Below are 22,732 nucleotides of genomic sequence, written 5' to 3'. Positions count from 1 at the left end.
CGGTAACACCGTTGCTCAGGAGCCCGTAACCGAAATGGTCGCGGGCTTCTGTGCGTCCGCTGGGTGAACTCCCAGGGTCGGCGGGCAGAATGAACGCGTGAACTTCACCTGGATTCTGCTGGTTGTCATTGCCGCCATCGCAGTCACCGGGCTGTCCAATCGGCGAAACCTGCAGGCACCGCTGGTTTTGGTGGCGGTAGGTTCGGCCGCATCGTTCATACCCGGCATGCCGCGACCCGAACTCGACCCCCACGTCATTCTCGGTGTGGTCCTGCCGCCGCTGCTCTACTCGGCCGCTCTCAAATTTTCGGTAGCGACCTTCAAACGCAACCTGGCCCCGATCCTGCGCCTCGGCGTCGGAATGGTGTTGGTGACGGCGTTCGTGGTTGCCTTCTTCGCCGAATGGATGGTGCCCGAGTTCACGATCGGCGCCGCCCTCGTGCTCGGGGCCGTGATCGCGCCGACCGATGCCGTCAGCGCGGTGGCAGTCGGCCAGAAACTCGGGCTCCCGAAACGGGTCATCGCCATCCTGACGGGCGAGGGACTCGTCAACGACGCCACCGCGCTGACGCTCTTCACCGTCGCTGTTGCAGCAGTGACCGGAACGCGAATTGCCACAGATTCGCCCCTGCTGTTCTTCGCGTACGAAGTGATCGGTGGCGTCGTCGTCGGCTTGGTGCTCGCGTTCGTCGTCAAGTTCGTTCGTGCCCGCATGTACGACTCTCCACTCGAAACCGGCTTGGGGCTGGTGCTTCCGTTCGCTGCGTACCTTGCCGCCGAAGAACTGCACGCGTCCGGTGTTCTGGCCGTCGTGGTAGCCGGCCTGGTGATCGGGCACTATTCGACGGATGCGTCGATCATGACGAGACTGCAGGAACGCTCGGTGTGGTCGAGCCTGGACACTCTCCTCGAGATGTTCGTCTTTGCGTACATGGGTCTACAACTGAGCTTCGTGATCGACGATGTTGTCGCCGACGGGCTTCCGGTGCTTCACGTGTTCGCATACGGTCTCGCAGTCCTGGCCGTGGTCATCGTGATTCGGCCACTGTGGCTGTTCTTGAGTTACTCGCGTGTTCGATTCGGTGTAACCCTGCGCCGCGATCGCGAGAATCAACTGACGTGGAAACAGAATCTGGTGGTCTCGTGGGCGGGTATGCGCGGCGTCGTCACGCTTGCTGCCGCCGGCGGTATTCCGTTCGCGCTCTCGTCCGGCGAGCCGTTCCCCGGACGCGGCGTCATCCAGGCGATCGCGTTCATCGTCGCGGTCGGGACCTTGCTGATTCAGGGATCGACTCTGCCGTTCATGATTCGTCGCCTCGACGTCGCGGATCCCTACGAGCAGTTGCGCACGCAGGAACAGATGGAGTTGGCACGCAACATTTCTCGGAAGGCCGGTGAGGAGGCGTTGGCCGACGCTGCGGCGCACCCTCCGCCGGGGATCGACGGAAAGGAACTGCAGGCAATCGTCGAACGTGTGCGGCGTTCGATGCAGGCGAGGCTTCAACTCCAGGAGGTCGACGAAGACGCCGATCGCGAGGCTGTCCTGTGGAACGCGGGAGCGTTGTTCGACAAGTTCCGGCATCAGTCATTGCGCTCGCAGCGAGTTGCGCTGATCGCCGCACGTGACGAGGGCGATCTCGACGACGAGGTATTGCGTACCGTATTGGAAGGACTCGACATCGAAGAGGCCGCAGCCGAGGAACGTGTCAGGCGTCGCCGAGCAGGCAGCGCGGGCAAATAGAGGGGAACACTGCGTATGACGGTTCGGAGTTCGAGAGTTCGCGCAGGCTGGGCAGTGCTGGTGGCGAGCGTACTTCTCGTGAGCGTCGCCTGTGGATCGGATACGTCGCCTGACATATCTGTCACCGACACCGAGACCACCACCCCGCCGGTCGAGAGCAGTGCTCAACGCGGCGTCGTGTTCGACAGTCAACCTTTCACCAGCACAGCGGAAGTGGCGGCGTCCGGAGCGCGTGCGGTCAAGATCCTGTACGGCTCCACCTCCGGCATCGACGGCCGGGAGACTCAGGTATCGGGAACGGTGTTCACGCCGGCTGGAACGCCGCCGGAGGGTGGCTGGCCGATCGTCTCCATCGGCCATGGCACGACGGGTATTTCGGACGACTGTGCGCCGTCGACGTCGCCGACTCTCTTCGGCACGATCGGTCTGGTCGCGCCGTTCCTCGACTCGGGATACGTTGTCGCTGTCTCCGACTTCGAGGGCCTCGGCACTCCGGATCCGCATCCTTACCTGCAACCCGACACCGCGGCGTTCAACGTCATCGACGCGGTTCGAGCGGCGCGCAACGTAGTCCCGGACACCTCGACTCGGTGGGCAACTCTGGGGCTTTCCCAAGGCGGGCAGGCCTCCTGGGCAGCAGCCGAGGAAGCCGACACCTACGGCGACGGCCTCGAATTCGTGGGTGCGGCAAACCTGTCCCCGGCAGCGGACATCTCACCGATCATCTCGAGTGATTCCGAGGTCAATCTGTCTCTCCCACAGCAGCTGCTGCTCCCGTACGTGCTCGAAGGACTCTCCCTCACCCATCCCGAACTCGAACGAACCGACTACGTGCGTGGCGCATTCGAGCAGAACTACGAACTGCTCACCTCGTGCCTGACCTCTCGCGCGACAGAGAAGTTGGGTCTTGTCGGAAAGGTCACTCCGGCCGATACCCGGCCCGCTACCGCCGAGGACGCGGATCGAATTCACGCGTGGCTCAGCGACGTTGCTCTCCCACGTCAACGGGCGAGCGGTCCCATGTACGTCGTCGTCGGTACCAATGACAACCTCATCCGTCCGGAATGGACCGAGGCGGCAGTCGAACGCGCCTGCGCCGAGGGTGACGTCATCGAGTTCCAGGCGCGGCCGGGCGAGGGTCACGCGGACGGCGCCGCCGTGCCGGGAGCTGTTGCGTGGGTCAAGGATCGATTTGCAGGTGTGCCGGCGCCGAATACCTGCGGGTCGTGAATCGATGACGCCGTTGGAGCGAATCCGCGCCCTTGCACTGGCATTGCCGGAGGCAACCGAGCGAGTCAGCCACGGTGAAGTGTCGTGGTTCGTGCGCAAGGCGCCGCAGTTCGTCACCATGGCAGATCACCACCACGACGATCGTCTCGCGATCTGGGCCGCGGCACCATCTGGGGCGCAGGCAGATTGGGTCAGCCGCGATCCGTCGAGGTTCTTCGTCCCGCCGTACGTGGGTGGCCGCGGATGGATCGGCGTGTACCTCGACGTGCCGAGCGCCGACGAAACCGAGGACGAGAAATTTTGGAACGACGTCGCCGACGTCGTCGAAGATGCGTACCGCACGGTGGCTCCGAAAACTCTGACCCGGAAACTGGACGAGGATTCGCGTTGAGCCCGGCCGTAGTCGCGCTTCTGAGCGTGCTGATTCTCGCGGTGGCCGGGGCGCTGACCGCGGTGTGGATGCGCACCAGACGTGAGGTGACTACCCCCACCGAGCGTGCCGTCCACGCGGCGCTCCACACGGCTTCGCTTGCTGCGCGGCCACTTCGGCGCGGACTCGACAAGAATTCGGCGGCGGAGGCGGCGCCTCACCTGCGCGAGCTGACCGGCGGCGCCGGCTTGGGCCTGGCTGACGCGTCGGGAAATCTGCTGGCGTGGGACGGTCGTCACGAAGCGTTGGCCGATCAGTTCCACGACGCCGCCATTCGCGCGATCGAAGGCGAGCGCCGGGTGCTCGTCACCCACGCAGACCTGGTGCGCGGATCGAGCGATCACAGCGTGCGAGCGCTGATCGCTCAGCCCCTGTTGATCGAGGACATCGGCGTAGTCGGGGTGATGGGAATCGTCACCAGCGAAGATCCGTGGCCGGGAATGCTCGGAGCGGTCACCGAGGTCGCTCGGTACGCCTGCAGTCAGATCGAACTCGCCGACCTCGACGCGTCCCGGGCCCTGTTGGATCGAGCGGAAGTGCGGGCTCTGCGCGCGCAGATCAGTCCCCACTTCATCTACAACGCGCTCAACACCGTCGCGTCGTTCGTGCGGACCGACCCGGCGCGTGCCAGGGAACTGATTCTCGAGTTCGCGGACTTCACCCGGTACTCGTTTCGATCAGCGGGCGAGTTCACCCTGCTCGCCGACGAGCTACGCAACATTGATCGGTATCTGACTCTCGAACGCGCGCGATTCGGGGAGGCGCTGAACGTCCGCCTTCAGGTTGCACCCGAAGTGCTCAACGTGGTCCTTCCCTTCCTGGCTCTCCAGCCGCTGGTCGAGAACGCGGTTCGTCACGGCATTTCGAGTAAGCCGGAGGGCGGCACTGTCACCATCGTGGCCGCGGACGAGGGACCGGACTGCATCATCAGCGTCGAGGACGACGGTGTGGGGATGGATCCCGAACTACTGCGTTCCGGTTCGCTCGACGCCATCGAGTCGGGATCAGGACGACCCAGCGCGCGGGAAGCCGCTCACGTCGGCTTGGCCAACGTCGACGACAGGCTTCGCGCCGCGTTCGGAAACGACTACGGGCTGGTGGTGGAGACGGCGCCGGGCGCGGGAACGAAGGTCAGTATGCGTGTTCCCAAGTTCAAGCAGGGGATTCACGTCTGATTCTCGCCTTCGATGATCAGGCTGAAACCGTCGTGGGAACATGGACCTGTTGTGAACGAGACTGACACTGATGCCCAGCTGACCGTCCTCGCCGTCGACGACGAGAAACCAGCCCTCGACGAGCTGGCGTTCTTGCTGCGTGCAGAGGGCTCGGTCGCGCACGTTCACACTGCATCGGATGCGACGACCGCGTTGAGGATCCTGCGCGGTGGAAGCATCGACGCGGTGTTTCTCGACATCAACATGCCCGGACTCGACGGTCTCGAACTGGCCGGCATTCTCTCCAACTTCGCCACGCCGCCGCCCGTCGTGTTCGTGACAGCGCACGACGATCGAGCGGTTGCGGCATTCGATCTCGGTGCCGTCGACTACCTACTCAAACCGCTCCGGGAGGAGCGTCTCGCTCAGGCTGTTCAACGGATCGTGGGGTTGGCCGGGCGCACCAAGAGCGAGAGCAAGCCCGAAGCTGCGTCCACCGACGAGGTGATCCCGGTGGAACTGGGCGGTGTCACGACGCTCGTTCAGCGGTCCTCGGTGGAGTGGGTGGAAGCCGACGGGGACTACGCGCGTTTGCACACTGCAGGGAAGTCGCACCTGGTACGCATCCCGATCTCGACGCTCGAATCACGCTGGGCGGACGCCGGCTTCCTGCGCGTTCACCGCTCCTATTTGGTGTCTCTGGCGCTGGTCACCGGTATCCGCACGGTGGGCAGTGGATTGGTGGTGTGTCTGCGCCCGCACGGCGACAAGCCTCCCGTCGAGCTTCCGGTCAGCCGCAGACACACCCGTGAACTCAAGGATCGTCTGGTTCGTGCGCCCAAGCAGAGTTGGTTGTCGCGATGACGTCGCAGTCCGATCCTCCTCAACGTCAGCGTGTGGTGTTGGCGCAACGCAGTGGCGCTCGGATCGTGCGGACACGGGTGGAGGTGCAAGAACAGACCGAAGTCGGTGACGCCATGATTCGGGGTCTCGTTCGCGCGCAGTTGGGGTTGGCGATCCGCCTTGCCGTCGTCGCAGCCGGACTCCTGTGTGCGGTGCCGCTTCTGACCCATCTCTTCCCGACGCTGTCGGAGGTCGCAGTGCTGGGCATCCGCTTGCCGTGGCTCGTGATGGGCGGCGCCGTGTATCCCTTGCTGCTGATCACCGGCTGGGTGTTCGTGCGTCGGGCGGAACGAAACGAGCAGGACTTCACCGACATCGTGGACGACTGAGCGCGGCGCTGTGGGAGGACAACCTATCCCGGTATTGACGGTGCTCGGCATCGTGGCAGCGGCTGTGGCGACGGTGGCGATCGGCATTTACGGAGTTCGGCTCGCTCGCACCACCTCGGACTTTCTCGTGGCGTCCAGAACCGTCAGCGCGCGGTGGAATGCGACGGCCATCTCCGGCGAGTACCTCTCTGCTGCTTCGTTTCTCGGCGTCGCCGGGCTGGTCGCAAAATACGGTGCAGACGCCCTCTGGTATCCCATCGGATTCACCGCCGGATACCTCGCACTGCTTCTGTTCGTCGCAGCGCCGCTTCGGCGTTCGGGAGCGTACACCGTCCCCGATTTTGCCGAATTCCGTCTCGGCTCACCGCGATTGCGCAAGCTCGCGATGCTCGTGGTCGCGATGGTGTGCATCCTGTATCTGATTCCACAGTTCCAAGGCGCGGGCCTGACGCTCAACATCCTGCTCGGTGTTCCCAGTTGGATCGGCGGTGTTGCGGTCGGGGTCATCGTCATCGCCAACGTCGTGGGCGGCGGGATGCGCTCGATCACCTTCGTTCAGGCCTTCCAGTACTGGCTCAAACTGACCGCCGTCGCGATTCCCGCTGTGGCACTGACCTTCTACTTCTTCGGAGATCACCACGACGTCGGCGCTTCGATGCCGCCGACGGTCACTACTGCAACGACGGTGGACATCACCACCGACGTCGTGGTCCAGGTGTCCGAGCCGGTGACGGTCAGCGGTGGCACGGTCGACGGGCGAGCGGTCGAAGGTACCGTCACCCTGGGGCCGGGGGAGCACACCCTCGGTGAAGGCATGTCCATGGTCCTCGACGCGGGAGCCGCGGTCCCCGTCGTCGCCGGAGCACCTGCGCAGAACTCGGACTGGATCACCCCAGGTTGGGGTTTCGGTGGGCCGCACCCGATGTATCAGGTGTACTCGCTGATGCTCGCCACATTCCTCGGAACGCTCGGCCTGCCTCACGTTCTCGTCCGCTTCTACACCAATCCCGACGGTCGGGCCGCTCGTCTGACGTCGCTCGCAGTTGTCGGTCTGGTCAGCGTGTTCTACCTGTTTCCGACACTCTTGGGTGTCTTCGCTCGCCTGTATGTTCCGCAACTTCTGATCACGGGTACCTCGGATGCCGCGGTGCTGCTGCTTCCGGGGTCGGTGTTCTCGGGGTGGGGCGGTCAACTGCTGGCAGCCCTCGTGGCGTCCGGTGCCATTGCGGCCTTCCTGTCGACGTCGTCCGGATTGCTCGTCAGCATCGCAGGGGTCGTCAGTACCGATGTCCTCCGCGGGCGTGTTCGGGATTTCCGCATTGCCGCACTCCTGGCCGGTGTCGTTCCGCTCGTGCTGTCACTTGCGGTGGTGTCGGTCGACCTCTCGAGAACCGTCGGGTTGGTGTTCGCGGTCGCGGCGTCGACGCTCTGCCCTCTGCTCGTGTTGGGCATTTGGTGGCGCGGCCTCACCGCCGTCGGTGCGGGGGCGGGGATGGTGGTCGGCGGGTTCGTCGCGGGAACCGCCGCTACCGTCGCAGTTCTGGGCGGTTTGTCGGAGAACGTCCTCGGTGGCTGGCCGGCAGCCATTTTTGCGTTCCCGGCCGCGGTGAGCGTGCCGCTGGCGTTCCTCACGATGATCGTCGTGAGCAAGGCGTCGGCAAAGCAAGTACCGGCAGATATTGCGCGAATCTTCACGCGGATGCACGCCCCCGAACGGCTCGGAATGGGCTCCGATCGCGAAGACGATCTCCGCCAACCCTGACTTTCATCGCCCAGGGCTCATGCCGTTGGTCGCGCCTGCCGGACCGTTCGGCGCAGCGCGCGACTACTCAGCGTGTGACTGCCACCACAGCGCTTTCATGTGACTCCGATCTCACTAACGTCTGTGTGTAGTTCACTTCACACGCGAGGCGAGGAGCCGGCAGTGTCCACAGCAGAAATCAGTGAGGGGTCGCCGCAAGAGCGACGCACCCCGGATGCCCAGGCATTCATAGACATGCAAGCGAGTCCCGAATTCCAGGAACTCCGAACGCGTCTGCGCAAGTTCGTTTTCCCCATCACTGCATTCTTCCTGCTCTGGTATGCGGTGTACGTCGTCCTGGCTACCTACGCCCACGACTTCATGGCCACCAAGGTCCTCGGAAACATCAATCTCGGCATCATCCTCGGCCTCGGGCAGTTCGTCACCACCTTCGCCATCACCGCGTGGTACGTGAAGTTCGCCGGCCGTGAGCTCGATCCCCGCTCCGCCGCCATCCGCGAAGAACTGGAAGGTCCCGCACAGTGATCACCACACTCGCCGCGTCCGAAACGGACGTAGGAAACCCCGCCTTCAACATCGCGATATTCCTCGCGTTTGTCGTCGTGACCATGACGCTGGTCATCCGCGCCAGTCGGACCACCAAGAAGGCATCCGACTTCTACACCGGCGGTGGACAGTTCACCGGCCCGCAGAACGGCTTCGCCATCGCCGGCGACTACCTGTCGGCGGCGTCGTTCCTCGGTATCGCAGGGGCGATCGCGGTGTACGGCTACGACGGCTTCTTGTACTCCATCGGATTCCTTGTCGCCTGGTTGGTTGCGCTGCTTCTGGTGGCCGAATTGCTCAGGAACACCGGAAGATTCACGATGGCCGACGTCCTGAGCTTCAGGCTCAAGCAGCGTCCGGTGCGCATGGCGGCAGCCCTGTCCACTCTGGCAGTTTCCCTCTTCTACCTCCTTGCTCAGATGGCCGGCGCCGGTGGACTTGTTGCGCTGCTGCTCAACATCGACGGCAAAGTGGGACAGTCGATCGTCGTCGCGATCGTCGGTGTGCTGATGATCGTGTATGTCTTGGTCGGCGGCATGAAGGGCACCACCTACGTACAGATGGTCAAGGCGGTTCTGCTGGTCGCCGGAGCCGGCATCATGTTCGTGCTCGTACTGTGGGCAGTGCGCGGCAACTTCTCTCAGTTGCTCGCCAATGCGCAGGACATGGTCAACAGTTCCACCACCAAGGGTGTGCAGGGACGCGACATCCTCGGGCCCGGTGCGAAGTACGGGCTGTCCGGAATGACGAAGCTCGACTTCATCTCTCTCGGAATCGCTTTGGTGCTCGGCACCGCCGGCCTGCCGCACGTGCTGATGCGCTTCTACACGGTACCCACTGCCAAGGAAGCTCGCCGCTCGGTGACCTGGGCGATCGCGCTGATCGGCGCCTTCTACCTGTTCACGCTGGTCCTCGGCTACGGCGCGGCCAGTATGGTCGGACCGGACAAGATCTTGGCGGCACCCGGTAAGGAGAACGCGGCAGCTCCGCTGCTCGCCTTCGAACTCGGCGGCACCATCTTCCTCGGCATCATTTCCGCGGTGGCCTTCGCGACCATCCTCGCCGTCGTCGCCGGCCTCGCGATCACTGCGTCGGCGTCGTTCGCTCACGACATCTACGCCAGTGTCATCAAGCGCGGCAACGCAACCGAGGAACAGCAGGTTCGAGTTTCTCGAATCACCGTCGTGGTCATCGGACTTGTCTCCATCGTTCTCGGCATCATGGCGATGGGGCAGAACATCGCCTTCCTGGTGGCTCTCGCCTTCGCGGTGGCTGCCTCGGCGAACCTGCCCACCTTGCTGTACTCGCTGTTCTGGAAGAAGTTCAACACCACCGGTGCACTCTTCAGCATCTACGGCGGTTTGATCAGCTGCTTGACGCTGATCGTCTTCTCCCCGGCAGTGTCGGGCAAGGCGTCGTCGATGTTCCCGAACTCCGACTTCGCGTGGTTCCCACTCTCGAACCCCGGTATCGTCTCGATCCCGCTGGCATTCGTCCTCGGCATCGTCGGTACGTACATCGGACGCAACAAGATCGAAGACCCGGCAAAGCAGGCAGAGATGGAAGTTCGCTCCCTCACCGGCGTCGGCGTCGAAAAGGCTGTCAGCCACTAAGAGGGGCAAAGCCCCCGTGCGTCTTTCTGGTACCTCTGGTTACGGAAAAGGTGCACGGGGCTTATTGTTCTGCCATGGCAAAGCTCACAGTGAAAATCGATGTTCCGCTTCCTCCTCAGGAAGTGTGGGACAAGGCGTCCGATCTCAGTGGATACGAAAACTGGCTCGTGGTTCACGACGGATGGCGCAGTGAACTTCCCGAGCAATTGGGTGTCGGTACCGAGATCAGCTCGGTCGTGACGGTGAAGGGCCTGCGCAACCGCGTTCGGTGGACCATCAAGAAATACGACGTTCCGAAGGCGATCTCGCTCAAGGGAGACGGCAAGGGCGGGGTCAAGCTCGGTCTCGAACTCGACGTGAAGGCAAAGGGCGACGGGTCGGAACTCGCGCTGACAGTCGAGTTGGGCGGCGCGCCGTTGTTCGGCCCGATCGGTTCGAGTGTGGCGCGGGCGCTCAAAGGCGATGTGGAGAAGTCACTGGCCCAGTTTGTCCAGATCTACACCTAGTTTGTCGAGATACAAACGTAGAGCTACTTCGCCGCTAATATGAGTTAGGATTCTTTTCGGCGAAATAAACCAGGCATCGGTTGGTTACCGGTGCGGTTCCCGCTGGAAAGGATTCGCTCGACGTAGTGGACTCGCCGCGTCCGCGCCGGCCGTCGGTTCGGTCTTCATGGACTGCCCGATGGCAAGTGTGGGTGCAGACTCGTCGAGGACAGACGAAGCCGGCAAACCGCTGGCGGCGGCTCTGACATCGGACGCTCCGTGCTCGCCGGCCTCGGGTTCCGCGGCGCGGATCAGGCCCCACTGGTCGCCGGTGGAGTGGGGAAGGTTTTGTCGCTGGTGCCGTCCGATCCGGCTGTGGTCACCAAGGCCCTCGCGCGGTACGAGATTCTGTCAGACCATCGCGCGCCTTGGCAGTTGTCGACGTCTCGGGGTCCATGGACTACATGCAGGCCGGGATCACTTGTATGGCCGCGACTGCGCAGGCCGGCGACATCGCGATCCGAATGTTTCCCGGCAACGCACAATTGGGCCCCTGGGCATTCTCCGTGGACCTCGGTGACGGGACGGACTACCGCGAACTCGAACCCATCGCCCGTATGGATGCAACCGAAGACGAGACGGACCATCGGAGCAAACTACTGTCTCAGATCGACAATCTCTCTTCGATCGTCGGCGGCGGAACAGGTTTGTACGACAGCGTTCTCGCCGCGTATCTGTCGGTGCAACAGTCCTCCGATCCGGCCTCGATCAATTCGGTGATACTGCTGACCGACGGTGCCAACGACGATTCGACAGGTATCGCGCTGCGGGAACTCCTCGACACCGTGACTCGCGAACAGGACCCGACGCGCCCGGTGCCGATCATCATCGGCGTCACCGATGACGCCTATACCGATGTGCTCGAGCAGATTCGGCTCTCGCCGGCGGCAACAGTCATTTCGCTCCGATACCGGCAGACATCCCGAAGGTCTTCGTCGGCGCGATCAGTGGGCGCGCCGGCTGAATTACTCGAGTACGGGTGCGTCCGCGCTGTCCGTGATCCATTCGGTCGCGAGCTTCTCGAGGGTGCCGTCGGCGTAGAGCGCATCCACGGCGGCGGAGACACACGCGGTCAGTGGACTGTTCTTCTCGAGCACCAAACCGAAGAATTCGGTGACCGCGTTGGGCCGCGGAAACTGACCCACGATGACGGACACGGGGAGTTCGTTCTCGGTGATGTGGAATCCCGTCGGGATGTCGACGACCAGCGCCTCGATCTCGCCCGCGGCCAGCGCTGCTTTCGCGTCGTCCGTGGTCGCGAACTCGCGTGGCGCAGTGGTCGGAACAATCGTGTCGGTGATCGCCGCGAGGCTGGTGGAACCCGTCTGAGCGCCCAAGCGGTAGCCGGCAAGATCCGCAAGATTCTTTGCACCAGCGGCTTTGCTTCCGCGTGAGGCGATCACCGACTGCGCCACTGCGTAGTACGGCGAGCTGAAGTCGACGTTCTCGCGGCGTTCCCCGGAAATCGTGAACTGATTGGCGTCGAAGTCGAAGTCCTTGGGGCCCGGTTTCAACGCGTCGTTGAAGGCGACCGTTGTGAAGCGAACCTGCTCGGTGGTGTATCCGAGCTTGTCGACGACGGCGCGGGCCACCGCGCCCTCGAAGCCCTTGCCGTTCGACGGATTGTTGTCGACGAACCACGGTGCGTACGCCGGTGAATCGGTGGCGATGGTCAAGACACCGTCTTCGAGGGTGGTCCCGCTCTGGGGTCCGCACTTGTCCACCGCGGTGGTCGAGGGCAGTTTGGTGAAGGCCTCGGGAACCGTGGTCGTGGTGTCCGCTGCCGCAGGTGCCTCCGGCTGCGACGAACACGAGCCCAACAAGATCGAGGAAGCAAAGATCGCGGTCACGGCAACGGCGCGTCGTGTCATGGGCGCCATCTTGCCTGTTTGTCCGGTACGGACGTGACGGGGGTCTCGTGCGGGACCTGTTCACGCAGCTGAGCGTCGTAGCGCAAGGCGCTCAGACGGCGTCGTCCCACCCCAGACTCCGTGCGGTTCAGCGGTCTCGAGTGCAAAAGTCAGGCAGTCCCGGATGACTGGGCAGCGGAAGCACACCTGCTTCGCGGAACTTTCCCGTGCGGCCCGATTGCGTCCGCGTTCTTCACCCGGCGAATAGAACACCGCCGGGTCCACCGTCTTACAGGTGGCGAACGTCCGCCAGTTGTTTTCCACTAACGGCCCCGGTGAACTGCGAACGGTCATCGTGGTCTCCTCTCCCATCGAAAATCCAGTCTCACCCGTGGCCCTGCGCTGCGGCAGGTTTCCGATCCACCAGATTTCTACTGCCAGACACAGCGCTATCCAGGCACAGCGGTTTCCAGCACAATGAGGAAATGGCAACGACGGATCGGGGTCAGATCACTCTCGACGGCACAACCGTGCCCGTAACCAATCTGGGCAAGATCCTCTACCCCGAGAGTGGGACCTCGAAGGCCGAAGTCATCGACTACTACACCCGTATCGCCGCAGTCATGCTTCCGCACGTCATCGGTAGGCCGGGTACTCGTAAGCGTTGGCCGAACGGTGTCGATGGCCAGTCCTTCTTCGAAAAGAACCTTGCGTCGTCTGCGCCGCGGTGGCTTACCCGAGCGTCGCTGCAACATTCGGATCGTGTTGTCACGTACCCGATCTTCGATTCCGTTGCATCCCTGGCGTGGTTGGGGCAGCAGGCGGCACTCGAATTGCATGTTCCCCAATGGCGGTTCGACGGTTCCGAGCGTGGCCCGGCGACACGTCTGGTGTTCGATCTCGACCCGGGTGAGGGCGTGGGGTTGACCGAGTGCGCCGAGGTTGCGAGGTCGATTCGAGATCTGGTCGCAACTCTGGGGTGGACTGCTTATCCGGTAACCAGTGGTAGCAAGGGAATCCACCTCTACGTTCCGCTGGATCGAACTTTGGACGGCAGTGGTGCGTCGACTGTCGCCAAGCAGATCGCCACCGGACTCGAGAAGCTTCACCCGGATCTCGTCACCGCAACGATGGCTCGAAATGTCCGGGCCGGCAAGATCTTCGTGGACTGGAGTCAGAACAACGCCGCCAAGACCACCATTGCGCCCTATTCGATGCGCGGTCGTGATCAACCCTATGTTGCCGCGCCGCGTAGTTGGGACGAACTCGACGATCCGAAGCTGCGCCACCTGCTGTTCGACGAGGTGCTGGAGCGCGTCGAATCAGACGGTGATCTGCTGGCCGATCTGGATCCGCCGGTCTCGGCGGCTGTTGCCGACACGTTGACGCACTATCGCAACAAACGATCGCCTGATCGGACGCCCGAGCCGATCCCGGCTGCGGTGGCCAAGGAGACAGCGGGCAATACCTTTGTGATTCAAGAACATCACGCCAGACGATTGCATTATGACGTACGTCTAGAGAGGGACGGTGTGCTCGTATCCTGGGCAGTCCCGAAGGGTGTGCCGACCAGTGCCGGAGAGAATCGGCTAGCCGTGCACACCGAGGATCATCCGCTCGAATACGCCACGTTCTCGGGCACGATTCCGAAGGGGGAGTACGGCGGCGGTTCGATGACGATCTGGGATTCCGGAACATACGAGACCGAGAAGTGGCGTGAAGACGAGGTGATCGTGCGTCTGAGCGGGGAGCGGGTGCAGGGACGGTTCGCGATGATCCGGACAAAGGGTGACCAGTGGTTGATGCATCTGATGAAGGACCAGAACGCGAGTTTCGGAACGGAGTTTCCCAAGAATCTCGAGCCGATGCTTGCCACCGCTGGAACGCTCGAGGGTCTCGACCCGCAGGAGTGGGCTTTCGAAGGAAAGTGGGACGGTATTCGAGTGATTCTCGAATACCGTTCGGGCGCAATGTCACTCCGCAGTCGCGCGGGTAACGACAAGACTCGGGACTATCCCGCCCTTTCCGGGTTGGCCGAGACCCTGGACGGTCATGACGTGGTTCTCGACGGCGAAGTGGTGGCGTACAACGAGGCGGGTGTCACCGATTTCGGTCTGCTGCAGCGCGGTGGGGATCCGGTTTTTCTGGCCTTCGATCTTCTGTACCTCGACGGAGTGTCTTTGCTGCGGAAGTCCTATTCGGATCGCCGTACCGTGTTGAATGCGTTGGCGGGCAAGGTCGGTGAACTCGAGGTACCCCCACAGATCGAGGGTACGGCGGAGAACGCGTTGGAGGTGAGTGCCGATGCCGGGTGGGAAGGGATTGTCGCCAAACGTCGTGCATCGGTGTACCTTCCGGGGCGGCGTGGGTCGAGTTGGATCAAGGTGAAGAACTGGCGCACCCAAGAGGTGGTGATCGGTGGGTGGCGCACCGGGCAGGGCAATCGAGCGCAGGGGATCGGGGCGCTGCTCATGGGAATTCCGGGTGAGGACGGATTGACCTACGTGGGGCGCGTCGGTACCGGCTTCAGCGATCGTGATTTGGAGTCCTTACTTGCGACACTGGAACCGCTGCGTCAGAAGGAAAGTCCGTTCGAGGAGGAACTGCCCGCCGACGACCGAAAGGGAGCAGTGTGGGTGAAACCGGAACTCGTCGGTGAGGTGCGGTTCATGGATTGGACGAAGACCGAGCGTCTACGTCATCCGAGTTGGCGGGGTCTGCGGGAGGACAAGAAGCCGGGCGACGTGGTGCGGGAAACAAGGCAATAACGGCCAACGCACCGAGGAACGCTGCTGCGGCACAGATCTGGATTCCCATGCACATCGCCGAAGTGTAAGCCTGATTCGCTGCTTCGGCCACAATGCTCACCGGGGGAGCGTCGGCGTGGATCTGCGCCAGATCGACTGTGGAAGTGCCGACTCCGGGTTCGGAGTGGGACCGGAAAACCGTTGCTACGACTGTCCCGACGATGGCGACGCCCAGAACTCCACCCAATTCCCGTACGACACTGTTGATCGAACTTGCCATCGAAGCCTGCTGGGGCGTAACCGACGACATCGACGCAGTTGTTGCCGGAGCCATGACCAACCCCATCCCGGCGCCAACCAGTGCCATGATCGCAGCCAAGACCCCGAACGGTGCGTACCTACCCGCGGCGATCGACAAGACCAACAGTCCCACGGACATGACCGCGAGGCCGCCCGCGATCGAACTGCGCACCCCGAATCGGCCCACCACACGATGGCTGCTGGAGGCGACAGCCGCCATCACCAGTGCAAACGGAACTGCACCGACGCCGGCAACCAATGGACCGTAACCGCGAACGAATTGGAGGTATTGCGTGTACGTGAAGAGAACACCGAACAAGGCGAAGAACGTTGCGGCCAAGATGGCATTGGAGATGCTGAACACTCGGCTGGTGAAGATGCGCACGTCTGTCATCGGCGCCGGGACCCGCAGCTCCCACCAGACGAACCCGGCGAGAAGTGCTGTTGCGCTGACGATCTCCAGCACTGTGATGGGCGACGACCATCTGCGAAGGCTTGCTTGGGTGAGGGCATCCACGATCAAAGCCAGTCCGCCGGCGGACAACAGGAGTCCGGGGATGTCGAAGGAACCCTTCACCATTCCTCCTGCTGAGGGCACAAGAGAAACCGTCGCGGCTATCACAACGGCGACCAATGGGACGTTTATCCAGAAGACGCTTCCCCAACTGAAATGTTCGAGAAGTACGCCACCGACTACGGGGCCGATCGTGATTCCCAGTCCGGCGGTTGCAGACCAGATTCCTATCGCCCGGCCTCTCTCGTGCGGGGCGAACATCGAGACGGCAAGTGACAGAGTCGCCGGCATGACCAGCGCGGCGGCTGCTCCCATCATTGTTCTCCAGCCGATCAGCTGCAACGACGTGTGAGAGAAGGCAGCGAAGGCTGACCCGAGGGCGAACAAGGTGAGGCCGGTCAGAAGTATCCGGCGGTGACCGAATCTCGCGCCGAGTCCACCTGCCGTGATGAGCAAGGCGGCGAACGCCAATGTGTATGCGTTGGTGATCCATTGCAGGTCGACGGTGGTCGCCTGCAGTTCGCGGGCAAGGGTCGGGATAGCGGTGTTGAGGATGGTGTTGTCGATCGTGACTACGACGAGGGATGTGCAGAGGGCGCCGAGTGCTGCCCATCGTCGCCGGTCAGTGGGTTCGAGGGAATTCATCATGTCCTTACGAATGTAACCTTACGAATGTTTAGTTATGAGAACGTACCCCTTCGCCTTACATGTGTAAAGTTTGTCGGGTGAGTGATGTTTCCGAAGATGCCGATGAAACTGGGACGAGTGGTTCTCGGAGTACTCGCGCCCGAAATCCGAGAGGAAGCGGCGCACGGCTCCGCGGAGAGATCGTCGCCGCAGCGGCGACGCTCATCGCCCGCACCGGATCGGATCAGGCAGTGACGCTCCGATCGGTCGCTCGCGAAGTCGGGATATCCGCACCATCTATCTACGGACACTTTTCCGATCGCGACGCCATTGTCGAAGCGGTGGTCTCCGAATCGCTGGAGCAGTTGCATCTCGCCGTGGCCGACGCCGTTGCCGCACACCCCGACCCGGTCGAGGGTCTGTATGCCGGGTGCTCGGCATACGTCGAGTTCGGCATTTCCGAGCCCGCTCGGTACCGGGTCTTGTTCGGGTGGTCCAGGCCGAAAGGTCAGTCGCCACAATCGGATACGCGAGGACTGGCCGCCTTCAACACGCTGGTGACCAACCTCGACGCGTGCGTCGCCGCTGGGAGGTCGACCAGCACAGACACTTTTGTCGATGCGGTATCGATCTGGACTTCGCTGCACGGACAGGTGATGTTGCGGGCCGATCTCCCGGAATTCCCGTGGCCGTCGACTGACACCGTCAGCGGGATGGTGAGGAGCCTTGCGCGGCTTGTGAACTGACGCCGTGGCCATTTGTCGATCGGCAAACCTGCTCGGTCTGCGCGAGCATCGTGAGATAGGCATCGAGCTGAGCCGCACCGGCGAGAAGGTTGCGACTGCGTATGGTCAGCCGGTCTTGCCAGGAGTCGAGGAACGCTGCCAATGCGTCCGCTCCGCCGGCCTCGCGCAGCGAATCGACGAATTGGGCGACCTGCAACAGTCGGTAGCCGCCGCGTCGCAGTTGCCTCGCGATCTCGGCGTCGCGCACACACCCCGGACCGTATTCGCGATAACCCGTTGATCGTTCGCGCTCTGGACGCAGAATGCCGTGCTCTTCCCACGTGCGCAGTGTCGCCGGATGAACGCCGAGACGGCGCGCGAGTTCACCCACCGTCAACGCTGGTCCGTGCACCAGTGCCGGTGCCGTGGTGGACAGAGTCCCCAGCGCAGTGGCTACCTCGGTGCGAGTGCCACGCTCGGCGCGCAGCGTCACGTGAGCACTGTCGATCAGGCGGTAGGCGGACTCGGTGTCGCCCTGATTGATCGCCCGCATGATTTCCGTAGCTTGTTGGTGTCCGTGACCGCTGCGCAACGCAAGGAAAGTACGCAGGGCCTGCGCGTGCAGAGGCGTGTATCGCCGGTAGCCGGTGTTGCTGCGCTCGGTCGGAGGAAGGATGCCCGCATCGTCGTAATTGCGGATCGCCTGTGCGGACAATCCGTGTTCACGGGCAAGATCGATGGGCCGCACTGATTACCTCCGATTGAGGCTTTCAGTGATCTGCCCCAGGTAATTGTAGTAAAAGTTTCACTCGAACCTTCAACGATACTGTCGAAGGCAGTCCACCTTCGAAAGGGATATCCATGTCTACTGCCTCGACACTGACTGAAATCGGCCGCCAACTCGAAGACTCGGCAAGTCTTGGCCGTGCTGTCGACGACCTGCTCGCAGCGCGAAGCGAGGCGCCGACTCTGCTCGCCCTCGGCGAGCCGACTCACGGGATCAAGGCTTTTCCGTTGCTGCGCAACGAACTTCTCGGCCAGCTGGTCGAACGAGGGTATCGGTCGATCGTGCTCGAAACAGATGCCTTTGCGGCATTCCTTGTCGACGACTACGTGAGCGGGGGAGAGGCGGACATCGAGACAGTCCTCGTCACAGGCTTCAGTCACGGATTCGGTGCGGTACCGGGTAACCGCGAACTCGTCGAATGGCTACGCGAGTACAACCACGGCCGCGCTCCGGCTGACCGAGTTCGCTTCTACGGCTTCGATGCTCCGGTCGAGTATTCCGGCGCTCCGAGCCCACGCCGCGCACTGTCAGCGATAGGTGACTTCCTTCCCGCCGCGTTGCGGCCGCACTTTCTCGATGACGTCGACCTTCTGCTCGGGCAGGACACCGACTGGACCAACCCGGCGGCGATGTTCGATCCGGCTGCGTCCGTCGGCAACTCCGATCATGCTCGCGCCCTGCGCATCATTGCGGACGACCTCGGCAGCGTCCTGCGGCGCGCCGCACCTGTGCTGCGGTCCGCCGACCCGACCGGGTACGACCTGGCCCTCGCACACGCACGCACCGCTGTGGGTCTTCTGCGATACCACGCCGCGATGGCGAGTTCCGCTCCTGATCGCATCGGCACTCTGCTCAGCCTGCGTGCCGAGATGATGGCGGAGAACCTGCTGGCCGTCGTTGCTCAGGAGCAGCGACGCGGGCCGAGTCTGCTGTTTGCCCACAACGCTCATCTCCTGCGAGTGCAGTCCGAGATGCCGGTCAGCGATGATGTGGTCAGTTGGGGGAGCGCCGGTTCGCTCGTCGGACTTGTCCTCGGGGAGCGTTACGTGTTCTTGGCAACCGACGCCAATCCCGACAGTGATCCGGGCACTCTGCAGGGAGCGTTGGCCGATGCGACCGGTCGGCGTGCCCTGTTCTCGACTCCGGCCCTGCGAGCCGCGCTCGGCCCGTCGATCACCGCGGGAGAAGCGATCCTGCCAGGGCATCTGCCGCTGAAACCTTCGGAGTTGGAGGGCGCCGACGCGGTCATTTTCGTCGCCGATACCGACGGGCAGCGTCATCAGTACTGGTAACAGCGTCAGGGGCAGAGCGCGTGCGAGAGTATCGCGACGGTGTCCGGCTGGTCCTTCGGCGTCGACGTCAGTGTCACGGTGAACGCACGATCGGGCGTCGCACCGGACAGCGTGTAGTACCCGTAGATCCCACCGCTGTGGCCGATATAGGTGACGCCGCAGGGAAGTTCGGTGGCGCCGACGCCCAATCCGTATCCGAGTCCCTCTGCTTCGGTGGCGGCGACCTGAGGGGTGGTCATCTCGGCAAGCTGCTCGGCCGGCACCACCTGCCCGTCGAGTAGTGCACGCCAGAAGGCATTCAGGTCTGCGCCCGTCGAGACCATCGCTCCGGCAGACCAGGGAACCGACGGTTCCGTGCGGGAAACATCGGTCAGGCCACCGTCGAGATCCTGATAGCCCGTCATGTGGTCGCCCCTGATGTCGCGCTCACCGGCCGGCGGGAGGTACGTGTCTTCCAGGTCCAGCGGATCGAGTATCCGAGACTGAAGTTCGTCGGCGTAGCTGCGGCCGGTCACGGATTCGACGAGCATTCCGAGAACGATGTAGTTGGTGTTGGTGTAGACGAACGACGTTCCGGGGACGAATTGCGCCGGTTTGCCGAGGGCGATGGCGACCGCGGCGGACGGCGTCAGCGTTCGGTTCTCGTTTGCGGCAATCCATTCGTCCGCTCCGGGTTCTCCGGCGAATTCGGGAAGGCCGCTGCGGTGTTGCAGCAGCTGCCGCACGGTGATTGCGCTGCCGTCTATCCCGGTCCCGTGTAGCTGCCCCGGAAGGTACCGCTCGATCGGTGCGTCGAGGTCGATCGTGCCCTCGGCGACCAACTGCAGAACAAGCGAAGCGGTGAATGTTTTTGTCACACTTCCGATCCGGACGCGGTCGTTCTTGCCGATCGAATCGCCGTTGGTCCGGTTGGGCACGCCGCTCGTCATCACAGCCGTCGTGGTGCCGTCGTCGAGTGTTGCGATCGACCCGACGACACCCGACCTGGTGAGTCCGTCGAGATCCGATTGAATCTCCACTGCGCGCTGTAGCGTCGAGCAACCGATCAGCGCCGTGGTGGCTCCGATGATGACCGCGGCGACTAGCAGGTATGAGCGCATGAGTCGAATCTATGGATCTCTTCGCTGGATCGGATCCAGGAAATCCCCCATCATTCCCTGATCTTCCGCCAGGCCGGGACGTAAGGCCTGTTTGTTGAAAACCGACAAATCGGATCAATCATTCCTGTCCGAACACCACGTCCACGCCGTTAACATCCGAACGAAGTGTTTGTTTTCACGTGTCTTACCAGTTCACGGCTATCGAGGTGCGCTGCAGCGCGCCGAAACGACTCCCACGAAGGACGGATGCATGAAGAAGTCGACACTACGCACGGGAACGGTCGCGGCGCTGCTGACCGGAAGTGTCCTGTTGCTCTCCGCTGCCCCTGCCTCGGCCGATCCGGGAAGCCTCGGCAGTGGCGGCAGTAGCGGGAGCTCCGGCAGCCTGGGAAGCGCGGGCAGCATCAGCAGTGGATCAGCCGCCCTGCCCATCCCGAGTCCGGCAGGCCTGATCGCGCTGGCAGCAGCGAGCACTCAGACCGGAAAGCCGTACCAGTGGGGCGGCGTCGGGCCGAACTCGTGGGACTGCTCCGGGCTGGTGCAATGGGCGTTTCGGCAGGCCGGGGTGAATCTGCCACGGACCAGCCAACAGCAGGCCAACGTCGGACAGCCGGTTCCGCGGTGGGCCCTCGCGCCCGGCGACGTCATCACCTTCTACCCCGGTGCGACCCATGTCGGCATCTACGCTGGGTTCGGAATGGTGTTCAACGCCTATGGAGTTGGTGTTCCGACCGGACTGACGCCCCTGGCGGATCTGCCGATCAACAACATCCGCAGGTTCTAGAACCTGCACAGAACCTTCACAAGTCCTCCCAGGTTCATCCACGACGGCCGAATACAGTCGGTTCCATGAGTCAGCGAAGAGTGCTCGTGGTCGACGACGAGGTCAGTATCTGCGAGTCCATCGCGGCGAGGCTGCGTGCTGAGGGCTACGACGTCGAGCTGGCGTTCGACGGTCCCAGTGCGGTGGCCCGCTGCGAGCAGATGGACGCCGACCTGGTGGTGCTCGACGTGATGATGCCGGGATTCGACGGACTCGAGGTCTGCCGCCGCATCCAGGCGGTGCGCCCGGTGCCCGTGCTGATGCTGACCGCCCGCGCCGATGAAACCGACATGCTGATCGGTCTCGGTGTCGGGGCCGACGATTATCTGAGCAAGCCGTTCAGCATGCGTGTCCTCGTCGCCCGTGTTCAGGCATTGCTTCGGCGCGCTGATCGTGCGGAGCATGCCGCTCGCCCGGTGGCCGATCTCCTCGAGTTCGGCGACGTCGTGATCGACCTGACCGAGCGTCGAGTGCGCCGTGATGCTCAAGAAGTCCACCTGACCCGCACCGAATTCGATCTCATCGCCTATCTGGCGGAACGGCCGCGAGCCGCGATCCCGCGGGAGTCGCTGCTCGAGGAGATCTGGGGCTGGGGCGAGGGAGCGGGTAGTCGGACTGTCGACAGCCACGTCAAGGCGCTACGACGCAAGCTCGGACCTTCCGTGATCCGGACCGTTCACGGCGTCGGGTACGCCTGGGACGTGCCGCGATGAGCGTCGTCGACCGGCTTTTTGCACGATGGCCGCGGCCGCTGGACCCGATGCGGTCCTTCAAGGTGAAGGTCGGCCTCCTGGTTGTCGCAGCGCTGTTGTTCGCCGCGGGTGGTTTCTGGTTGACCTCGCAACAACCGTTCCGTTTCGCCCTGCTGACCGCGTTGGTTGTCGCCCTCGGAGTTACACAAGTGCTCGCACACGGAATGACGTCACCGCTTCGCGAGATGACGGCCGCAGCGAAGGCGATGGCGCGCGGTGACTATTCGCGGCGAGTGCGAGCGACTTCCCGCGACGAGGTAGGCGAGCTCGCCCATGCGTTCAATCGGATGGCCGAGGACCTCGGGGCCGACGACCGGTACCGCCGCGAACTGATCGGCAACGTCTCCCACGAATTACGGACACCCATCACCGCTTTGCAAGCGATGCTCGAAAACGTCGTCGACGGTGTCGAAGAACCGGATCCGGCGATGATGAAATCGGCGCTGCGGCAGACAGAACGACTGGGCGCGTTGGTGGCCGATCTTCTCGACCTCTCAAAACTCGAGGGTGGCGCAATGCCGTTGAAGCGCCGCCGTTTCGAGGTCCAGCCGTTCCTACGCGAGCTGTCGAGTGTGAGTGCGGGCGACATCGAGATAGACGTGAAGCCTCCGCAATTGTCTGTGGTCGCCGATCCGGATCGCCTCCATCAGGTGGTGACCAACCTGGTGGACAACGCGGTTCAGCACGGGAACGTCGACACCAAAGTTGCCATCCGAGTACGTACCGGCAGCACTGGGGAGTTGGTGCTCGACGTCCACGACGACGGCCCCGGCATCGAACCACAAGCACGAGAGCGAGTGTTCGACCGCTTCATACGAGGCGGATCGACCGACGGGGGCACCGGACTCGGCCTCGCGATTGCGAAGTGGGCCGTCGAATTGCATGACGGCAGGATCGCCGTCGTCGACGCCCCGTCGGGCTGCTGCATTCGAGTAGTGCTGCCGCAGAACTGAATCGAAGTC

At 63.1% G+C, this 22,732-nt stretch carries 21 protein-coding genes and 1 pseudogene; 17 read left to right on the top strand and 5 right to left on the bottom strand.

What is annotated here, in order from left to right:
• The first annotated feature begins 97 nt into the window (after positions 1-97).
• The 11 genes and pseudogenes from ACSW29_RS15370 to ACSW29_RS15320 form a co-directional block, all read left to right on the top strand.
• Complete coding sequence (locus ACSW29_RS15370; RefSeq protein WP_317827393.1) at positions 98-1,741, top strand: Na+/H+ antiporter; 1,644 nt, start codon at positions 98-100, stop codon at positions 1,739-1,741.
• A gap of 15 nt (positions 1,742-1,756) precedes the next feature.
• Entirely contained in the window at positions 1,757-2,971 is a 1,215-nt protein-coding gene (locus ACSW29_RS15365) for a lipase family protein (RefSeq protein ID WP_317827392.1), read from the top strand.
• Positions 2,972-2,975: 4 nt separating this feature from the next.
• The gene (locus ACSW29_RS15360; protein WP_317827391.1) at positions 2,976-3,362 is read left to right on the top strand and encodes an MmcQ/YjbR family DNA-binding protein; all 387 of its coding nucleotides are present in this window, start codon (positions 2,976-2,978) and stop codon (positions 3,360-3,362) included.
• On the top strand, positions 3,359-4,576 hold the full coding sequence (locus ACSW29_RS15355) for a sensor histidine kinase (protein WP_230814446.1): 1,218 nt from the start codon (positions 3,359-3,361) through the stop codon (positions 4,574-4,576). Before ACSW29_RS15360 ends, ACSW29_RS15355 begins: the two co-directional genes overlap by 4 nt.
• Before the next feature lie 12 nt (positions 4,577-4,588).
• Positions 4,589-5,419 carry a LytR/AlgR family response regulator transcription factor gene (locus tag ACSW29_RS15350; protein WP_230814445.1) on the top strand — a complete coding sequence of 277 codons (831 nt, stop codon included), beginning with the start codon at positions 4,589-4,591 and terminating at the stop codon, positions 5,417-5,419.
• Entirely contained in the window at positions 5,416-5,787 is a 372-nt protein-coding gene (locus tag ACSW29_RS15345; RefSeq protein ID WP_448277628.1) for a hypothetical protein, read from the top strand. Before ACSW29_RS15350 ends, ACSW29_RS15345 begins: the two co-directional genes overlap by 4 nt.
• Positions 5,788-5,797: 10 nt before the next feature.
• On the top strand, positions 5,798-7,549 hold the full coding sequence (locus ACSW29_RS15340; RefSeq protein ID WP_230814443.1) for a sodium/solute symporter: 1,752 nt from the start codon (positions 5,798-5,800) through the stop codon (positions 7,547-7,549).
• Between the two features lie 162 nt (positions 7,550-7,711).
• Complete coding sequence (locus ACSW29_RS15335) at positions 7,712-8,074, top strand: DUF485 domain-containing protein (protein WP_003939976.1); 363 nt, start codon at positions 7,712-7,714, stop codon at positions 8,072-8,074.
• Positions 8,071-9,708 (top strand): solute symporter family protein, encoded by a 1,638-nt coding sequence (locus ACSW29_RS15330; RefSeq protein ID WP_230814441.1) that lies wholly within the window; start codon positions 8,071-8,073, stop codon positions 9,706-9,708. The genes ACSW29_RS15335 and ACSW29_RS15330 overlap by 4 nt, the downstream gene beginning before the upstream one ends.
• A gap of 74 nt (positions 9,709-9,782) precedes the next feature.
• The gene (locus ACSW29_RS15325) at positions 9,783-10,214 is read left to right on the top strand and encodes a type II toxin-antitoxin system Rv0910 family toxin (RefSeq protein ID WP_003939735.1); all 432 of its coding nucleotides are present in this window, start codon (positions 9,783-9,785) and stop codon (positions 10,212-10,214) included.
• 434 nt (positions 10,215-10,648) lie between these two features.
• A pseudogene (locus tag ACSW29_RS15320) lies at positions 10,649-11,080 on the top strand (substrate-binding domain-containing protein); the annotation flags it as partial.
• A 138-nt stretch (positions 11,081-11,218) separates the two neighbouring features.
• Here the strand turns inward: ACSW29_RS15320 and ACSW29_RS15315 are convergent.
• Together ACSW29_RS15315 and ACSW29_RS15310 are read right to left on the bottom strand one after the other, a co-directional pair.
• The gene (locus ACSW29_RS15315) at positions 11,219-12,124 is read right to left on the bottom strand and encodes an ABC transporter substrate-binding protein (RefSeq protein ID WP_448277627.1); all 906 of its coding nucleotides are present in this window, start codon (positions 12,122-12,124) and stop codon (positions 11,219-11,221) included.
• A 60-nt stretch (positions 12,125-12,184) separates the two neighbouring features.
• A complete protein-coding gene (locus ACSW29_RS15310) occupies positions 12,185-12,457 on the bottom strand; it encodes a WhiB family transcriptional regulator (RefSeq protein WP_317827386.1) in 273 nt (90 codons plus the stop codon).
• A 131-nt stretch (positions 12,458-12,588) separates the two neighbouring features.
• Here ACSW29_RS15310 and ACSW29_RS15305 point away from each other — a divergent pair, with 131 nt between their 5' ends.
• On the top strand, positions 12,589-14,871 hold the full coding sequence (locus tag ACSW29_RS15305; protein WP_448277626.1) for an ATP-dependent DNA ligase: 2,283 nt from the start codon (positions 12,589-12,591) through the stop codon (positions 14,869-14,871).
• Here ACSW29_RS15305 and ACSW29_RS15300 read toward each other — a convergent pair.
• The gene (locus tag ACSW29_RS15300) at positions 14,771-16,312 is read right to left on the bottom strand and encodes an MFS transporter (protein ID WP_448277625.1); all 1,542 of its coding nucleotides are present in this window, start codon (positions 16,310-16,312) and stop codon (positions 14,771-14,773) included. The two genes, ACSW29_RS15305 and ACSW29_RS15300, sit on opposite strands and share 101 nt — an antisense overlap.
• 77 nt (positions 16,313-16,389) lie before the next feature.
• On the opposite strand from ACSW29_RS15300, the gene ACSW29_RS15295 reads away from it, so the two are divergent.
• A complete protein-coding gene (locus ACSW29_RS15295) occupies positions 16,390-17,037 on the top strand; it encodes a TetR/AcrR family transcriptional regulator (RefSeq protein WP_448277624.1) in 648 nt (215 codons plus the stop codon).
• On the opposite strand, the gene ACSW29_RS15290 is transcribed toward ACSW29_RS15295, so the two are convergent.
• Entirely contained in the window at positions 16,997-17,764 is a 768-nt protein-coding gene (locus tag ACSW29_RS15290) for a MerR family transcriptional regulator (RefSeq protein ID WP_448277623.1), read from the bottom strand. The two genes, ACSW29_RS15295 and ACSW29_RS15290, sit on opposite strands and share 41 nt — an antisense overlap.
• Positions 17,765-17,877: 113 nt before the next feature.
• Here ACSW29_RS15290 and ACSW29_RS15285 point away from each other — a divergent pair, with 113 nt between their 5' ends.
• Positions 17,878-19,095, top strand: a complete 1,218-nt coding sequence (locus ACSW29_RS15285; RefSeq protein WP_448277622.1) for an erythromycin esterase family protein — start codon at positions 17,878-17,880, stop codon at positions 19,093-19,095.
• Positions 19,096-19,100: 5 nt separating this feature from the next.
• Here ACSW29_RS15285 and ACSW29_RS15280 read toward each other — a convergent pair whose 3' ends face one another.
• Entirely contained in the window at positions 19,101-20,195 is a 1,095-nt protein-coding gene (locus ACSW29_RS15280; RefSeq protein WP_448277621.1) for a serine hydrolase domain-containing protein, read from the bottom strand.
• A 250-nt stretch (positions 20,196-20,445) separates the two neighbouring features.
• Between ACSW29_RS15280 and ACSW29_RS15275 the strand changes: the two genes are divergently transcribed.
• From ACSW29_RS15275 to ACSW29_RS15265, 3 genes are all read left to right on the top strand, one after another.
• The gene (locus ACSW29_RS15275) at positions 20,446-20,979 is read left to right on the top strand and encodes an NlpC/P60 family protein (RefSeq protein WP_029255974.1); all 534 of its coding nucleotides are present in this window, start codon (positions 20,446-20,448) and stop codon (positions 20,977-20,979) included.
• A 65-nt stretch (positions 20,980-21,044) separates the two neighbouring features.
• Complete coding sequence (locus ACSW29_RS15270) at positions 21,045-21,731, top strand: response regulator transcription factor (protein WP_003940586.1); 687 nt, start codon at positions 21,045-21,047, stop codon at positions 21,729-21,731.
• Positions 21,728-22,723 carry a HAMP domain-containing sensor histidine kinase gene (locus ACSW29_RS15265; protein WP_448277620.1) on the top strand — a complete coding sequence of 332 codons (996 nt, stop codon included), beginning with the start codon at positions 21,728-21,730 and terminating at the stop codon, positions 22,721-22,723. Before ACSW29_RS15270 ends, ACSW29_RS15265 begins: the two co-directional genes overlap by 4 nt.
• Positions 22,724-22,732: the final 9 nt, after the last annotated feature.

The organism is Rhodococcus sp. GB-02, assembly GCF_053470465.1.
Note: the sequence above shows the minus strand (reverse complement) of the source record. Positions and strands in the feature narration are given on the sequence as shown.

Coding starts and splice junctions, on each gene's coding strand:
- ACSW29_RS15350 (WP_230814445.1), top strand. CDS start 4,589: ATGATCAGGCTGAAACCGTCGTGGGAACATGGACCTGTTGTGAACGAG.
- ACSW29_RS15300 (WP_448277625.1), bottom strand. CDS start 16,312: ATGATGAATTCCCTCGAACCCACTGACCGGCGACGATGGGCAGCACTC.
- ACSW29_RS15270 (WP_003940586.1), top strand. CDS start 21,045: ATGAGTCAGCGAAGAGTGCTCGTGGTCGACGACGAGGTCAGTATCTGC.
- ACSW29_RS15365 (WP_317827392.1), top strand. CDS start 1,757: ATGACGGTTCGGAGTTCGAGAGTTCGCGCAGGCTGGGCAGTGCTGGTG.
- ACSW29_RS15285 (WP_448277622.1), top strand. CDS start 17,878: ATGTCTACTGCCTCGACACTGACTGAAATCGGCCGCCAACTCGAAGAC.
- ACSW29_RS15265 (WP_448277620.1), top strand. CDS start 21,728: ATGAGCGTCGTCGACCGGCTTTTTGCACGATGGCCGCGGCCGCTGGAC.
- ACSW29_RS15310 (WP_317827386.1), bottom strand. CDS start 12,457: ATGACCGTTCGCAGTTCACCGGGGCCGTTAGTGGAAAACAACTGGCGG.
- ACSW29_RS15360 (WP_317827391.1), top strand. CDS start 2,976: ATGACGCCGTTGGAGCGAATCCGCGCCCTTGCACTGGCATTGCCGGAG.
- ACSW29_RS15325 (WP_003939735.1), top strand. CDS start 9,783: ATGGCAAAGCTCACAGTGAAAATCGATGTTCCGCTTCCTCCTCAGGAA.
- ACSW29_RS15315 (WP_448277627.1), bottom strand. CDS start 12,124: ATGACACGACGCGCCGTTGCCGTGACCGCGATCTTTGCTTCCTCGATC.
- ACSW29_RS15280 (WP_448277621.1), bottom strand. CDS start 20,195: ATGCGCTCATACCTGCTAGTCGCCGCGGTCATCATCGGAGCCACCACG.
- ACSW29_RS15345 (WP_448277628.1), top strand. CDS start 5,416: ATGACGTCGCAGTCCGATCCTCCTCAACGTCAGCGTGTGGTGTTGGCG.
- ACSW29_RS15305 (WP_448277626.1), top strand. CDS start 12,589: ATGGCAACGACGGATCGGGGTCAGATCACTCTCGACGGCACAACCGTG.
- ACSW29_RS15275 (WP_029255974.1), top strand. CDS start 20,446: ATGAAGAAGTCGACACTACGCACGGGAACGGTCGCGGCGCTGCTGACC.